This window comes from Ruminococcus sp. YE282 (assembly GCA_900101355.1).
GTDB classification, from domain to species: Bacteria; Bacillota; Clostridia; order Oscillospirales; family Acutalibacteraceae; genus Ruminococcoides; species Ruminococcoides bromii_A.
Genome location: FMUV01000007.1, coordinates 1 through 14,902, shown reverse-complemented (window position 1 = coordinate 14,902; position 14,902 = coordinate 1). Strand labels below are relative to the sequence as shown.

General features: G+C 42.7%; 15 protein-coding genes. 9 read left to right on the top strand and 6 right to left on the bottom strand.

The window, feature by feature from the left end; translation table 11 throughout:
• Positions 1–12: 12 nt before the first annotated feature.
• The 6 genes from BLP46_RS03945 to BLP46_RS03920 form a co-directional block, all read right to left on the bottom strand.
• On the bottom strand, positions 13–3,105 hold the full coding sequence (locus BLP46_RS03945) for an HsdR family type I site-specific deoxyribonuclease (protein WP_092975960.1): 3,093 nt from the start codon (positions 3,103–3,105) through the stop codon (positions 13–15).
• A 15-nt stretch (positions 3,106–3,120) separates the two neighbouring features.
• Entirely contained in the window at positions 3,121–4,368 is a 1,248-nt protein-coding gene (locus BLP46_RS03940; protein ID WP_207645203.1) for a restriction endonuclease subunit S, read from the bottom strand.
• Positions 4,361–7,120, bottom strand: a complete 2,760-nt coding sequence (locus tag BLP46_RS03935) for a type I restriction-modification system subunit M (protein ID WP_092975954.1) — start codon at positions 7,118–7,120, stop codon at positions 4,361–4,363. Before BLP46_RS03935 ends, BLP46_RS03940 begins: the two co-directional genes overlap by 8 nt.
• A gap of 57 nt (positions 7,121–7,177) precedes the next feature.
• On the bottom strand, positions 7,178–7,387 hold the full coding sequence (locus tag BLP46_RS03930) for a helix-turn-helix domain-containing protein (protein WP_092975952.1): 210 nt from the start codon (positions 7,385–7,387) through the stop codon (positions 7,178–7,180).
• 86 nt (positions 7,388–7,473) lie between these two features.
• Entirely contained in the window at positions 7,474–8,166 is a 693-nt protein-coding gene (locus tag BLP46_RS03925; RefSeq protein WP_092975949.1) for a hypothetical protein, read from the bottom strand.
• Between the two features lie 181 nt (positions 8,167–8,347).
• Positions 8,348–9,484 (bottom strand): DUF6076 domain-containing protein, encoded by a 1,137-nt coding sequence (locus BLP46_RS03920; RefSeq protein ID WP_092975946.1) that lies wholly within the window; start codon positions 9,482–9,484, stop codon positions 8,348–8,350.
• A 283-nt stretch (positions 9,485–9,767) separates the two neighbouring features.
• Here BLP46_RS03920 and BLP46_RS03915 point away from each other — a divergent pair, with 283 nt between their 5' ends.
• The 9 genes from BLP46_RS03915 to BLP46_RS03875 form a co-directional block, all read left to right on the top strand.
• Positions 9,768–10,004, top strand: coding sequence for a cysteine-rich VLP protein (locus tag BLP46_RS03915; protein ID WP_092975943.1), 237 nt, complete (start codon positions 9,768–9,770; stop codon positions 10,002–10,004).
• Between the two features lie 4 nt (positions 10,005–10,008).
• A complete protein-coding gene (locus tag BLP46_RS03910; protein WP_092975940.1) occupies positions 10,009–10,935 on the top strand; it encodes a ParM/StbA family protein in 927 nt (308 codons plus the stop codon).
• Positions 10,932–11,264, top strand: coding sequence for a hypothetical protein (locus BLP46_RS03905; RefSeq protein WP_092975937.1), 333 nt, complete (start codon positions 10,932–10,934; stop codon positions 11,262–11,264). The genes BLP46_RS03910 and BLP46_RS03905 overlap by 4 nt, the downstream gene beginning before the upstream one ends.
• A 315-nt stretch (positions 11,265–11,579) precedes the next feature.
• Positions 11,580–11,936, top strand: a complete 357-nt coding sequence (locus BLP46_RS03900) for a plasmid mobilization protein (protein WP_092975934.1) — start codon at positions 11,580–11,582, stop codon at positions 11,934–11,936.
• Positions 11,897–13,297, top strand: coding sequence for a relaxase/mobilization nuclease domain-containing protein (locus tag BLP46_RS03895; RefSeq protein WP_092975931.1), 1,401 nt, complete (start codon positions 11,897–11,899; stop codon positions 13,295–13,297). The genes BLP46_RS03900 and BLP46_RS03895 overlap by 40 nt, the downstream gene beginning before the upstream one ends.
• Positions 13,294–14,121 carry a ParB/RepB/Spo0J family partition protein gene (locus BLP46_RS03890; RefSeq protein WP_092975928.1) on the top strand — a complete coding sequence of 276 codons (828 nt, stop codon included), beginning with the start codon at positions 13,294–13,296 and terminating at the stop codon, positions 14,119–14,121. Before BLP46_RS03895 ends, BLP46_RS03890 begins: the two co-directional genes overlap by 4 nt.
• The gene (locus tag BLP46_RS03885; protein ID WP_092975925.1) at positions 14,121–14,378 is read left to right on the top strand and encodes a hypothetical protein; all 258 of its coding nucleotides are present in this window, start codon (positions 14,121–14,123) and stop codon (positions 14,376–14,378) included. Before BLP46_RS03890 ends, BLP46_RS03885 begins: the two co-directional genes overlap by 1 nt.
• Positions 14,353–14,523 (top strand): hypothetical protein, encoded by a 171-nt coding sequence (locus BLP46_RS03880; protein WP_207645205.1) that lies wholly within the window; start codon positions 14,353–14,355, stop codon positions 14,521–14,523. The genes BLP46_RS03885 and BLP46_RS03880 overlap by 26 nt, the downstream gene beginning before the upstream one ends.
• A gap of 76 nt (positions 14,524–14,599) precedes the next feature.
• Positions 14,600–14,902 (top strand): TnpV protein (locus BLP46_RS03875; protein WP_092975922.1); only part of this gene is annotated, 303 nt, incomplete at its 3' end.

Here is a 14,902-nt window from a genome sequence, read left to right as displayed (position 1 = left end):
ATTCAGCAAATACTATTTCTCCATAAAGCTAACATCCCCGCCGGATAGGATAAACTTCTTCAGATATCCTTCTGCTTTTTGAACTACACGGTGTTGGCGGACAACACAGCCTTCGAGTGCTTCCATAGTTTCCTTCGCTTTTGCACGGTCAAGTGTTTCCATTATCTGATCAAAAAGCCCGCCTTCATACAGCTTTTCTTCCTTAAGGTGGAAAACCATAATTCTTGCCAGCTTATCTTTATCAAAACCAAACGCCTCGCTGAATGCTTTGATATTTGCTTTCAGGTTATTTCTCTTATAAATCTCGATGTACTCAGCAAGAGTTTTACCTTTGTCAAAATCTTTGAGCGCGCCGGAGTAAATATCTTCCAAAATAGCTTCGGCAGTAATCTGATCCTCCGCCGGCAATTGAGCAAAACTGGATTTCAAATCATCGAGCAATGCCTTGATTTCTTCCGGTTTTGCGCCATTGGAAAGGTCTTTCAATACTTCGGCAAACTGAGATTCCATAAACGCACGGTTAATCTCATTTGATGATACCTCCGTAAGAAAAGCCTTAATATCATATATCATATCGCCGCCGGGCTGAACAGTACTTGGTATTTCACTGTACCTCTGATGAAGAATCTCGTAGGTTTTTTCGTCGAGGTCAACCGTTACCTCTCCGGCATCCTCTGTGATATATGTTTTCTTCGTCCAAGTAAACAGTTGAGGAATAGAGCGATAATAGTAGTTGCTGATATTATTGAACAAGTCAGCAAACAGCTTAATGTCGCCCTGATTGTCGGGGAGCTTACTGAAATGCTCAATACCGTTTTTCTCGAACAGTTTGATGATGCTTTGATAATCGTTATTCATTCCGATGATGTTCTGTCCTAAAGACGGAACATATACATCTTGATAACCAGCTTCCGCATATAGTCGCAGAGCTTCTTCCGCGTTTTTCTCCATCGTGTACGGCTTTCTGCAATACTCGATGATTCCGTACTGCTTTTCATAACCATTAAGGCGATTTGTTCTTGAAACAGCCTGAATATACTGCTCGTAATCAATCTCTTTGTCCAGATACAAGGTATTAATCCATTTTGAATCAAATCCGGTAAGCAGCTGATTAACAACGATAACGATATTAACCGCTTCCTCTCTTCTTGTGTCGATATCCTTGTAAGGTTCTTTGTGCGCAAGACGAGAGCAAACATCATCCTTGAATCGACGATAAGCGCCGACTGTGAATTTAAAGTTAAAATGGTTATTGTAGTCAATTAGGATTTCTTCTACTGCTTTATCTTTGAAGATATCATCGTTTGTGTTATCTGTATGCGGATCAAAAACAGCAGTGACAAACAGGTCTTTGTCATTGTCTTTTAATAAACGATAGTATTCAATCGCTTCACGAATGGAGGATGTAGCAAGAATATAGTGGAATTTACCACGAAAGCTGATTCGCTCCCATTTATTAAGAATATCCTGAACCACATTTTTGCGATGCTCTTTTCCGGTATCTCCGTCTGCATACAGACTGTTGCTGACGTCTGCTTCCACCTTGTCCATATCTCGGGAAGCAAGAGCGTGATATTTTTTGAATTCTTCATCGGTAAGACCTTCGACGCTATCTTTGCCGAGCTTCATCAGAGCAATCTTTTCTCTGAAATCTTCCTCGTCAAATGTTACGACTTTTGAAGGCTTGAACCCTAAAACATTTTTATCTCTGATTCCTTCTGAGATTGTATATTTGTGCAGACACGTGCCGAATAAGCCGTCGGTCGTAATACCGTCAACCGCGTTCTCCTGCATAATAGGAGTACCCGTAAAGCCAAAGAACATTGCTCTCGGATAGGTCAGCTTTATATCACGGAGCATTGTGCCGAAGGTAGAACGATGGGCTTCATCAACGATAAACACCAGTTTTTTCTTTTGCACCTTTGCAATGCGAGCAGCGTTCGGAGTAGAATTGACGGTTGTCAGGTTACTCATCTTCTGAATAGACGTAACAATCAGCAAGTCGGGCGTGTCGTTCTCCAACTTTGAGAGCAGGCTGTTTGTGTTTGCGGTATCTTCAATATCATCACAGTCCGAAAAGTTTCGGTAATTATCATAAGTTTGTTTCCAAAGCTCATCACGATCCATTAGGAAAACAATCTTGTCAACTTTACCGGAGGACTTTATCAGCTGTGCGCACTTAAAGCTCGTCACTGTTTTACCGCTGCCGGTAGTGTGGTACACATAGCCGCCCTTTTGTCCGTCATCATCCCAATCTACTCGCTTGACCACCTGCGAATAGATTTTATAAGCAGCGTGATACTGATAACTGCGCATTACTTTGAGAATGTTATCCGTTCCGTCCGCAATCGTACCATAACCGATCAGTCTGTGCGCCATCGGAATAGAAAGGAACTTTTCCGCAACTTCTTCCCAGTCGTCAATATGCTTATTGTTGAAGTCACCCCAATGAAAATAGTAGTCGGAGTTGAAAGCTCTTTCACGTCCGGGATTCGCAAAGTACAGCGTTTCGGTCGGCGTCATTGCGACAAACACTTGAACAAGTGAAAAGAAGCCGGTAAATACGCCGTGCTGCATATATTTGCTGATTTGATTGCACGCCTGTTCAACGGGTACGGGATTGTTTTTGAGCTCGATATGATACAGCGGCATACCGTTGATCAACAGCATCAAATCGCCTCTGCGGTCGCCGAGAATTTCCGACGAGATGGGGAGCTTTGGCTGACGTGCGATCTGGTACACGCTTCTTCCTGCAGCAATCTCATCCTTGTCAAAGAGGAACAGGTCCACACGTTTTCCGACATGCTGTGTATCCTTGGCGTTATCACGGATGATAGAGATATATTTGCCGTTCAATCGGCGATTGATGGCAAAGGGAGTTTCGCCGTTGATTTGGGATATGATTTGTCCCATTTCCGTTTTGGTCAGAGGACAGCCGTTGAGCTTATCGGTTGTATTGTTATTGCTGAAAAGGATTTTTGCCCAGTTTTCAATCAGCTCTTCTTCGGTTTTGTATTCCAGAATCTCTCTTGACCACTGATTGTCGAGCTGCGTCAGCTTGGCAATCAAGGCGTTCTCAAATTCTGTTTCGTTTTTGTATGACATAGTTGCCTCCGCTTTTTACACGAACATTTTATGAAGCATTGCTTGTTTTAATTGCTTTAGTTTTTCCAGCTTACGCTGATGAAGGGTGATAAGATTGTCGATCCGAGAGAAAAATGCTCCAATTTTCTTCTGCTCCTCTATTGTTTTAGGTATCATGAGCTCCATACTGGACATTTGCTTACCAGAAACCTCAACAAATGTTGAGCCAGCTCCCATTATTTCTCCATATCTTTTTAATTCCTCTGTCCTTGAAAAAATGAAGTATGTATCTAGCAATTTTTCGTGCGGAACGATTGATTGGAAACCTTGATTGGTACAGCCTTCTTTACATAATATCGCTGTTTTTCCTATGCCTGCGCGAGAAGTGAACAGCACAGTTCCAACAGGAAGCAGTTTTGCAGAGCTATTGTCATATCCCTGATTAGTGATTCTTTTTATGCTTGATGAAACGAAAATTTGCTCGGAAATTTCAGCAGGAGCATACCAATCAATATTGCCGTTCCAATATTCGGGATTTGAAGTGTTAGGCGTTCCGCCACCTACAATATCAGCAAGCTCACCTAACTTCCGCTGTTCCCATTCGTCGGTAAAACCTGCAAATCGTATTTCGGGTACTTTGCTACCGTTTTGCGGGAACATTTTGTAAAGCATAGATTTTTTGATGTTTTTCAACTTTTCATACTTGCGCTGATGAAAGGTGATAAGAGAGTCGATATTAGAAAAGCAATCCCCTATACTTGTTGATTCTTTTGAATCTACTGGTATAAAAACATCGAAATTTTTAATTTTTGTCTCCGTCAGAGTCGGCACGGCTCCACCAATCTTTTCGACAGTCACTTGCTTTTGAATAAAAACGGATGTAAGCTGAGCGGAAAGATAACGTCTTAGCTCTGGCTTTGTCCGCATAACAACAATCTGAGGGTTTATTGATGCAGGTTCAGTAAGTCCTGTAACTAAAGCGCTTTTTCCAAGTGTTGAGCCAGTTTTCACGAACAAGATATCATCATTGCGTATTTTTATTTCAGGGGACTCGTCGTATTTTTCTTGAGTAATATAAGTGTTTTTGACATTGAGAATCAGCTGATTATTAATAATATTTGTTGGACTAAATGTAAGAATACCTCCCTCGTCCTTCGTTATTATATCATTTTGTGTATAACCTCGAAATCCAATTCGACCATTCAGGCGAACCAGCTCTCCCAGCTTACGATGCTCCCACTCTTCCGTAGATCCTTTAAATCTAACTGCCGGAGTTTTATTCATTTTCATTTCCTCCCAACAGTGCTTTGAATTGCTGAATTGCCGCCATATCAAAATCGTCACCTGTTAACTCGTTCAGCATTACGGATAACGATTCTTCTGTTTTTGCTATATCGGTGTCCAGGGTAAGAAGCGGATTATCGTATTTTGCAATAATACCATTTACGGAATGGTTTATCTCGGAAATTATGGCATTCGGGATGGCGTTGATGTTTTCCATCGCAGGCGTCAGCCACTTTTCTTTTAGCAACATTTTAATTTCATCATCCGACAGCTTTACAATCGCTTCTTGTGCCTTGATATCAAGGTCGGTTTTGAGCTCTTTGATTTGCTTTTTCAGAGCAGAAATCTGCTGACCGAGTAGATATAAATGACGAATCTTATAATCATCTTCTTCCTCGTCAATTTCGATGTTGTTTTTGATTTGCTCAACAATCGCATTGATAGCCGATTGTTTATAGGTGCCGTTTTTAACTTTTTCCGAATCATCGGGCCAAACGAGTTCTGGGTGACTTTCCTGAAACTCCACCTTCTGCTTCGGCTTCAGCGCAGCGTATTCCGCATACATCTTCGTTGTATCGTCAGAGAGCGTTGCCAAAACTTCCTGATACTTTGCTTTTAGCTGCTTTGTATCAAGCTTTGCTTCGGATTGTTCATCGCCGTTATCTGTCTTTTTCAGTTTGTCCTTGAGTTCATCGTCGAGTTCTTCCCAGAAAGATTCATATTCCGATGTTGTGCCGGACAGCTCTTTATTCAAACTGCCCAGTTGTATGTATTCATCGGCAAAAAGATGTTTCTGAATCAAAGTGAAGGGAATAACTCTGCCTTCTTTTCCTTTGGTTACGGCGTCTTTTTCCTTTTTATCATATACTTCAATATCTTCTATACTACGTGCGGCGTCAAAGCCCTGCAAGCGAATCGCTTCCAAATCAAGGCTGATTTGTTCCCAAATATCATCAAAGGCTTTATATACAAGATACTTGTCCACAATGCCAAACTGCTGACATAGTTCAAAAATACGATTAGTGATTTCTTTTTTCAAAGCCGCAACATTTTCTACCTGATTGTCAATCAAAAGCTCATAGAGCTGTGCCTCCAGTGCTTGGAAAGCACTTTTGTAGCACGCTTCAAATGCGATAACATCAGCATTTTGTTTGATAGCATCAATAACTGAATCGCAGGATAATTCTGAGGTGTGTTCATTAATGCGTGTAAACAGCTCATCACATAATGAAGGAAAAGCTTCCCAATACTTTTTGAGATGCTCAACCTCATAATTCGGAATACCGCCGAATACGGTTGCGTGTAAATCAACAGGAACCTTTTCCTCCGATTCAACATAACGGGGAATATTGAGGTTGTAGTCGTTATCTTTAATCGTTTGTTTAGAAACAAGAGATGCAAAATGTGGAATGTTCTCTCTGTTCAAAACTGCGTCTACTATCTTTTTGATATGATGACCGGACAGACGGTTTTTGTTGCCGTCCTTAAAGAACTCTTTTGAAGCGTCAACAAATAAAACGTCACTGGCTTCACGGTGTTTTTTCAACACCATAATAATGGTTGATATGCCGGTGCCGTAAAAGCAGTTTGACGGCAGTCCGATAATAGTTTCTATATTATTGTTTTCTACCAACTGAGTGCGGATATCTTTTTCGGTGCCTCCTCTGAATAATACACCATGAGGCATTACGATACACATAATACCGTTGTCTTTCAGATGGTATAAATCGTGCAATAGAAAAGCGTAATCAGCCTTTGAAGCCGGAGCAATTCCGTATTCTTTATAACGAGGATCGTTTGTGTGGTTATCTGCATCCCATTTATGTGAATACGGCGGATTAGATACTACACAATCAACAGGGACATACTCGTAGCTGTTTTCATCATTATCATCAAAATACGGCCAGTCGTTCGCTAATGTATCACCACGACGTACTTTGATGTTGGACGGATTGATGCCGCGCATAACAAGATTCATTCGTGTCAGGTTGAAGGTTTCCTGAATCAACTCCTGCGCATAATAAGTGATATTGCCGCTGTCCTGCAAATACTTTTGCACACTCTGACCGATGTTGATAAGCAGAGATCCCGATCCGCTGGTTGGATCAAGAATATTTATTTGCTCACGGTCACGCAAATGATGAGCAACGATTTCGGACATCAATATCGAAATCTCGTGAGGCGTGTAAAATTCTCCGTCTTTTTTACTGTTGGACGCAAAGTTCTTCAACAGGAACTCATAAATAAAACCGAGTACGTCGTAGCCCTGATTCTCGTCCATAGGAATACGACTGACTATCTTTATGATGTTCTTGATATGAGAGGTCTGATTGCTGATAGAACCCATTTTGCTCAGCTTTTCAGACAAGGATTTGAAAATCTCATTGAAAAGCTTTTGATGATCGGGATTGCTGCCAATATTTCTGACAAATGCATTTAGGGCGTCAGTTACATCAGACACCGTAAATGTTGCCGTGTGATCCTTCCAAGTAGAGAAAAGGTCATTGTAAGCAATAAAATAGCCGAGGTGATCTTTGCACTGCTTGACGGTTTCACTATCTTCTTCCGTCAGTTCCTCTGCCATAATCTCCATTGTCCAATCCTGCTTTTTTAGGAAAGAGACTTCATTTTCGGATACAAAACGGTAGAAGATAAAACCTAAAATAATATCCTTATACTCAACGGCGGAAATTGATCCGCGCATATCGTTACAAGTGTCCCAAATCAATGACGCTAATTGCTGTTTGTTCATTTATATAACTCCTTTTTTATCGTACCAAATAAAGATGATTCTTTGATATAAAAACCATTATTTTTCTTCCGGTACGAACTCCATAATGTCGTCTATCGTGCAATTAAGCGTTTCGCATATTTTGCCTAAGACTTCAGTAGAAACATCCTTGCCCTGTGAAAGCTTACTCAGAGAATAATGAGTGATTTTTGCCTCACGTTCAAGATCGCTTTTCTTCATATCTTTGTCAATGAGTAATTTCCAAAGCTTTTTATAACTAACAGCCACAATCACAACCCCCTTGATAGAAAATTCATAAATATATGAAAATTATATCACAGCTTTTTGTAAAACTCAATCAATTTTGATGAATTTCATACAAGAAATTTGATTTTTGTAATCGCTCTTTCACAAACTCTCTTTGCTGTACTCGCATCGCTAAAGCCGTGATCGGTGGCGATGTCGGTATAAGGAAGCGGTTTGATTGGCTTTTCTTTTGGCTTGCCGCTTTCATCTAAATCATTCTTGTCAGCGTAGCGAGTACTGAAACACTCCGGGCAAAAGCCGAGATGTTGGGCGAGCATTATCTTTTCCGTATATTCCAAGCTGTCATAGGCTTCATACAGCTTATCATAAAGCTCCTGTTTAAAATAAATATTTTCAGGATTGAGCGAGGAATCCGGAAGAAGAAAGTCTATTGTCTGTTCATCGTCCTCATCATTACTCTGAACATCTACATAGTTTTCAGTAAGAATACCGCCCTCGATGATAAACTTTGTTTTCTCATAGCTTTCGCTAATTTGCGTTGCAACCTGTGAAATGGTTTCTTCTGTAAAATCACCGCCTAAATCCTTGTAAATTGCCATAGCTCTGCGAAGCCGGGCGTATTCAAATTCGCTCTGCACTGAATAGCCCGTCCGCATTGTGCGAATATAGTTATGCGCCTCACACTCCATATACCTCTGAGCATACGGCAGAAAAGGAGCTATGGTAATATCGTATTTGATCAGCGCCTTACACAAGCCTGTTACAAGGCTTTGCTTTATATCGGCAAAGTGATCTTCCATTGAGTATTTATTCCTAAAGGACTTCGCCTTTTCATTTAGCGTCGGCTCGTAATAGTGTAAGAACCAATAGAAATATTTGTCGTCTCCGCTCTGTACATATTGACGAATATACTCCTGCAAATCCATTTCAGGAGGTGGCGGCGTAATGCGGTATATTTCAAATTCTTTTTTCCGATATGGCTCACTTTTGCTTAATTCTCCTGTCCGTTTCTCTATACAAATTCTCACGCTTCATATCAATTTTGAATTGACCGTTAGCGTAGTTGTCATCATACTTCGCTTTTTGCCAATAATCTTTAGCGACCTTCAGCGCCATTGCAGCAAACTCTGCTGTGATGGTGCTTCTTTTTTGTTCTACACGAATTGCGGAACAGCGGTTTTTGTAAATGGGATTGATAGGATTGCCTTCGGAAAGTTCCTTTTCCTTCATCCTCGCCGCATATTTTCGGCAAGTAATGGGCTTGCCTTTCAGCGTGTATGGAGCAGTTCCGTTGCAATATACTTGCCGCCTTGCAGAAGTCATCAAAAAATATCGCTTGCAGATCGGACACCTTCTCGGATAGTGCCCGTAATGCAAGCCCACGAAAAAGTCCGTCAGAACAAAGCTGTAGTAATTATCAAAAAACATCCTTCTCGCTGTAACCATTGTTTTGCTCTTTGCTGTCTTTCGTATAGCGACATACTCGGATGTTACATCAAGCTTTTCATTGCCGAATATATCCAGAGCTATCGGGAGCAAGTGCGCCTCGTCAAAGCGCTCAGCTTCGTCAAGTCTGTCGCAGAACTCGGTTAATCCCTCAAACGCTTCTCTCATATCGTTGCTGATACGATCATAGAAAGTCAGTGTCGTCATCATATCATCTATAAGCTTATCTGCTTTATTTTGCTGTTCCTTGTCAATCCTTATCGGCAGTAAATCCAAAGCAGATTCATTGATTCCCATAGCTAAAATCTGAGCCTTTGCATTGAAATAATCTCGGATAAAGTTTGCGTTATCCTCTGTAAAAAGTTCAGATATTCTTATACGTTCTGCTTCAACATCCAGCTTTGTGAACGGTTGCAGCTTGGGTAAGGTTTTTAAGATTTGTTGGATCTCCCACCCGGATCGTAAAACATCATTGTTATCAAGATAACCGGCAGAGATCGTATCGTATAAATGCCAACTGTATTGTTTGTATACAGCCAACCGAGCCGCCGTATCGTCCTTATAATATTGATTCAAAAGGTGCGTAGCGAACGTTCCCGCAGGATAAGTTTTATTGCCGATCCGTATTCTTCCGTCACGAAAATCGGCGCTGAAAAAGCTGATTTTTTCCAAAATCAACACCTCCTCACTATCAAGTCTACCAAAACAGGTGTCCCATAAAACGCCCTTTGCTCCGGTTTTGAGAAAACTTTTGAAAAAAATTTCAAAATATTGTTTTCTGTAGTATAAAAATATCGGCTTGAATTCTGATTGTTCAGTATTCAAGCCGTTTTTTAGTGTTTTCTTTTTCGTTTTTACTATGTTTTCTTAAAACCCCTAACTTCCGTTTTTTCGTGTATTTAATACAGTAGAGGGACGAAAAGCCCTCAAAAATACACGAAAGGAGGTACAAGCTATGGTACTGAGAATTACCGAAGAGCTGTCCGACAGGGTAAACCGCATTGTTCGTCATTCGTGCTGCAACTGCGTTGACAACAACTGCCTGTTACTCGACGACGGCGAAGAACACAGCTGTGTGCAGCTGATCAGCAAGTACGGCATTTACTGCAACTATCTTTTGAAATGCGTATTGCCCGCTTTTCCAAAACTCTACGGCGACATAATCGCCTACAACGAAAAACTGAAAGGATGATTATATGAAAACACTAAACGATTTTAAGATTATCGGTATCGACCACGGTTACGGCAATATGAAAACCGCAAACTGTTGTTTCCCCACAGGCGTGATTGCGAGTGATAACGAGCCGCCGTTTACCAACGACCTACTCATTTGGAATAACAAGTATTATTCTATCGGCGTTGGGCACAAGGAGTTTACGGCGGACAAGTTCACTGATGAGGATTACTATATCCTCACTCTTGCCGCTATTGCCAGAGAGCTTAACCGTGAACGTATCACCGATACAAAGGTATTTATCGCCGCCGGGCTTCCGCTGACTTGGGTAACACGGCAAAAAGAGGAATTCAAGAAATACCTGCTTCAACATCGAACGGTAGATTTCAACTTCCGCAAGACTGATTATCATATTGAAATCATCGGAGCTGACGTATTTCCGCAGGGCTTTGCGGCGATTGCCGAAAGGCTCGGTGAATTTAAGGGTACGACAATGCTCTGCGATATCGGTAACGGTACGATGAATCTCTTGAAGATTTCCGACCGTAAGCCCGATATGCTCAATATGTATACCGAGAAATACGGCGTATATCAATGTACTCTCGCCGTCCGTGAAGCGATGATGAGAGAACACCACACTAACCTTGACGAGAGTATCATCACGGAAGTTCTCAAGAAAGGAACGGCGGATATTGACGGTGAATATCTTAAGACAATCATTACGGCAGCGAAAGTCTATACTGCCGAGATTTTTCGAAAGCTCCGTGAACACGACTACAACCCAAAGCTGATGAAGCTATATGCTGTCGGTGGCGGCGGTTGTCTGATCCGCCATTTCGGAGAGTACGATAAAGACAGAGTATTTGTCAATTCCGATATTTGCGCAACTGCAAAGGGCTATGAGTATATCGCCTACACCAAGCTCAGCAAGAACGGCGGTGCGGTATGATTAAGAACTTAAAGCTCCGACTCAACTTGGATGTTGAAGCGGAGAGACGGGTATATGACTATCTTCAAAATTCCGAGCGCTCTATCAGTAAGGAAGCGGTACATTCTATCAATGAGTATCTCGATTTGATAGAGGAACGAAAGAATGAGGACAGATTTCTTGACCGTGTTACCGCTACGATTCAGGACAATCTGAAAGCGCTCACGCCTTTGCTGAATTTGCTTACACTTACTCAGCCTGTTGCACAGCCACAGCAGGCTGTTACTGTTTCGGAGAAAAAAGACAGTGCTGCAGAAAAAAATATGCTTGAGTTCCTCGATAGCTTTTAGGCACACTTTTGCTGTCAAAAGATAGCCAATTATCAGGCAATATGTCACCGCTTTTATTATACGGTACAAATCCCGATATTTACGGCGACATTTGTCGAAAGATTGACTGCACTTTTGTCACCGAGATATTTGAGTATATCAAGACAGCGCTATACAAAGTATAAGGCAAACATAATCCGTCCTGTATCACCGCAGGGCGGGTTTGTCTTATACTGTAGCAAGCAGGGAATTTGTACGGCAAATTCCAAATACAACAGCCCAAAGCTGTTGTAAATCTTTAGGGAAACCCTAACACCCGAAGAAAGAAGGAATAAAATGACAGATAAAAACGCAAGAATCGAGCTGCGTGTTACGCAGTCCGAGAAAAAGAAGATAGCCCGGCTCGCCGAGAGCTGCGGCTTATCTCAATCTGAATATGTTAGACAAAGGACATTAGGCTACGCACCAAGGACGGTGCTGCCTGATGTCTTTTTTCAATTCTACCAAATGCTCTGCCGCTTGTGTGACGAGGTCGCCGATAAGGTATCTCCGGATACTGAGCAAAGCCTGCTTGAAGTCGTAGACGAAATTCAACGACAGCTTTTGTTGCCAGTAAAATCTACCGCCAAGCAAATCCGTGAGGAGGTAGCGACGTGGCGACAACAGGCTTCTGGCCCGTCAAAGGACGGTTAAAGGATGTTATCAATTACGCAGAGAACCCCGATAAAACAATCGAGCGCAAATATCTTGATGATGACTTAGCTGCTACCCTCAATTACGTTGAGAACAGCAGCAAAACAGATCAGACAATGTATGTCAGCGGTATCAACTGCACGAAGAAGCGAGCCTATGAGCAGATGATGGCTACCAAGCGGCGTTACGGTAAACTCGGCGGTAACGTAGCGTATCACGGTTATCAGAGCTTTCAGGCAGGCGAAGTCACACCCGAAGAAGCGCACCGTATCGGCATTGAAACTGCCAAGCGAATGTGGGGCGATGACTATGAGATAGTTGTAACGACGCATCTAAATACGGCAAACCTACACAATCATATCGTCGTAAATAGTGTATCATTCCGCACCGGGAGAAAGTTTGAAAATCACATTTCCGACCATTACAAGCTGCGTGAGATTTCCGACGAGATCTGTCGTGAATATGGAAAATCTGTGCTTGAAAACGCTCCGTTCTACGGCGGTGACAAGGCGTATTGGGTACGCAGGAGCGGACGAATACCACACAAGGATATGCTGCGGCACGATGTTGATGAAGCCTTAGCCAATACGATCAAGCCGTTTGATTTTGAATTATATCTGCGCTCGCTCGGCTATCAGTTTGTGCGGACTTTCAAATATCAGCATCCTTCCGTGATCGCTCCCGACTGGCGGAAGCCTGTCAGGTTAAGCAGTCTTGGCAAGGATTACTCCAGAGAAGCGATACTCAGGAGGCTGCAATCTCAGCGTGAGGATAAATACTTTGTGGATTTCTATTCCTATACGCCGAAATCTTATTATCAGCGCCAACCGCTGATAGTGAGAATCAGGGATTTTGAGAAAAGAACAGAGCCCGATGTTATCACTGCGCTGTTCGACCTGATTATCACGATTGTAAAGCTTATCACGGGCAACAACGTTCATAAGAGAGATTACCGTCCAGTATCACCTGAGCTGCGGGCAGAAATCAGAAATCTCGACCGAACGCTGGCGGAATACTATTTCCTCCGTGACCACAATGTGGAATGCGCAGAGGATTTTGTGTCTTGCCGAAAGGAAATTGCCGAGCAAATCAATGCTTATGAAACCGAGCGTCAGCATATCCGCAACCGAATCCGCAGGGCGAAAACGCCTGAAGAAGATAATTCTTTGAAAGAACAATGCAGAGAAATCACAAAGAAGCTAACACCCTTGCGCAAGCAACTCATTATCTGCGAGCGCATTGAAAACAAAGTGCCTCGGCTCCGTGCTTTGATCGAACAGGAAAAGCAGTTGGAGCAAGGCAGATACAAGTACAAATATTATCACCAAAATAAAACGAAACAAAGGAGTTATGAACGATGACCAATATATCAATCAACAAATTACACGAATTCCGAGACCACCCGTATCAGGTGCTCGACAACGAAGAAATGAACAGCTTAATCGAGAGCGTTCAGCAGCAGGGCATTATGACGCCGCTGATTGTACGACCGCTTGAAGGCACAACAGATGAGTATGAAATCATATCGGGACACCGCCGTTTTCGTGCGGCACAGAAGGCAGGGATTGCAGAAGTTCCTGCCTTTATTCGTCCCGTCAGCCGTGACGATGCGGCGATTATGGTGGTAGACAGCAATCTTCACAGAGAGCATTTGCTGCCGTCGGAAAAGGCGTTTGCGTATAAGCTAAAGATGGAAGCCCTGTCACATCAAGGTGCTTCTCGCCGAGTTGGCGAGAAGTGGAGCGTAGAACAAGTTGCAGAGTCGGCTAACGAAAGTGCAAGACAGATTCATCGCTACATCCGTCTGACAAAACTTATCCCCGATATTCTCAAAATGGTCGATGAACAGCGTATTGCTTTAAGTGTCGGCGTGGAGCTATCTTATCTAACCGAAAATGAGCAGCAGGATTTGTTTGAAGTAATAGAGTTGGAGGACAAAACGCCCTCGCTCTCACAGGCAATCCAAATGAAAAAGCTCTCTCAGGCAGGCAAACTTGACAGCGAAACCATATCAAAAATCATATCCGAGGAAAAACCAAATCAGCGTGAGAAAATTAGTTTCCAACTCAATGAAATAAGCAAGTATTTCCCGAAGAAATACACACCACAGGATATTTACAAGCGCTTACTCAAATTAGCGCAGGACGATTATAGGCGCAGGCAGCGCAGCAGGGAGGAACGATAATGAGCATCATTCAGTCGCTTTACGGCGAAGAACACGAATACAAAATTGGCGGCGCTACCTACATTGTGTCGGCGGCGTTCAAGCACACAGGACGGAAAAAGGACAACACCTCTTTCCCGACCTGCGTTAAAAAGATTATAAACAGCGATTTCGCACATTTGATAATCACTGAGGAAAATGATACTATGGCAGCAGAAAATGTGTGTTCGGCTGCCGGAAAGGAGGACAACATTGCAGTCGAAGAAGAAACAGGATAAGGCAGGCATTACCGCCTTGTACTGCCGCCTGTCCCGTGATGACGGCGTGGAAGGTGACAGCAACTCGGTTGCCAATCAAGAGTTAATATGTAAAGGGTGGTTTCTGCCGCCTAATACATATATGACTGCGGCTCATTTGTGGTAAACTGAAAAGCAGTTGTAGGAAAGGAGTATAATCTACAATCCGCACTGTAAACCTATTACTACGAAAGGAGCCTGTTATGGAACAGAAAACTATTTTTGAACAGCTTGGCGGTACATACAGCCAACAGGGAGATTATTTGCTCCCGAATCTATCTTTACCCGAAGCAAAGGAATATGTGATTGGTAAGTATGGGCATTTGCGGTTGAGATACCTAAAGCAGCACCGCCCGATCATCTACACCAACTTGCTTACCTCTTGCAAACTGTCCGAACATTTGGCAGAGGTTGAGAAAGAATGTACCGAGCGGATGGATAGCCTTGTAAAAGCTATGGCGAAGCAGGAAGGCGTAACCGAAGCGCTCAAAGCCGCCGACCAATGG

What these genes read in the sequence shown, in the direction of transcription:
- BLP46_RS03945 (WP_092975960.1), bottom strand. Translation starts at nt 3,105, where the DNA reads ATGTCATACAAAAACGAAACAGAATTTGAGAACGCCTTGATTGCCAAG.
- BLP46_RS03940 (WP_207645203.1), bottom strand. Translation starts at nt 4,368, where the DNA reads ATGAATAAAACTCCGGCAGTTAGATTTAAAGGATCTACGGAAGAGTGG.
- BLP46_RS03935 (WP_092975954.1), bottom strand. Translation starts at nt 7,120, where the DNA reads ATGAACAAACAGCAATTAGCGTCATTGATTTGGGACACTTGTAACGAT.
- BLP46_RS03925 (WP_092975949.1), bottom strand. Translation starts at nt 8,166, where the DNA reads ATGGAAGATCACTTTGCCGATATAAAGCAAAGCCTTGTAACAGGCTTG.
- BLP46_RS03915 (WP_092975943.1), top strand. Translation starts at nt 9,768, where the DNA reads ATGGTACTGAGAATTACCGAAGAGCTGTCCGACAGGGTAAACCGCATT.
- BLP46_RS03910 (WP_092975940.1), top strand. Translation starts at nt 10,009, where the DNA reads ATGAAAACACTAAACGATTTTAAGATTATCGGTATCGACCACGGTTAC.
- BLP46_RS03905 (WP_092975937.1), top strand. Translation starts at nt 10,932, where the DNA reads ATGATTAAGAACTTAAAGCTCCGACTCAACTTGGATGTTGAAGCGGAG.
- BLP46_RS03900 (WP_092975934.1), top strand. Translation starts at nt 11,580, where the DNA reads ATGACAGATAAAAACGCAAGAATCGAGCTGCGTGTTACGCAGTCCGAG.
- BLP46_RS03890 (WP_092975928.1), top strand. Translation starts at nt 13,294, where the DNA reads ATGACCAATATATCAATCAACAAATTACACGAATTCCGAGACCACCCG.
- BLP46_RS03885 (WP_092975925.1), top strand. Translation starts at nt 14,121, where the DNA reads ATGAGCATCATTCAGTCGCTTTACGGCGAAGAACACGAATACAAAATT.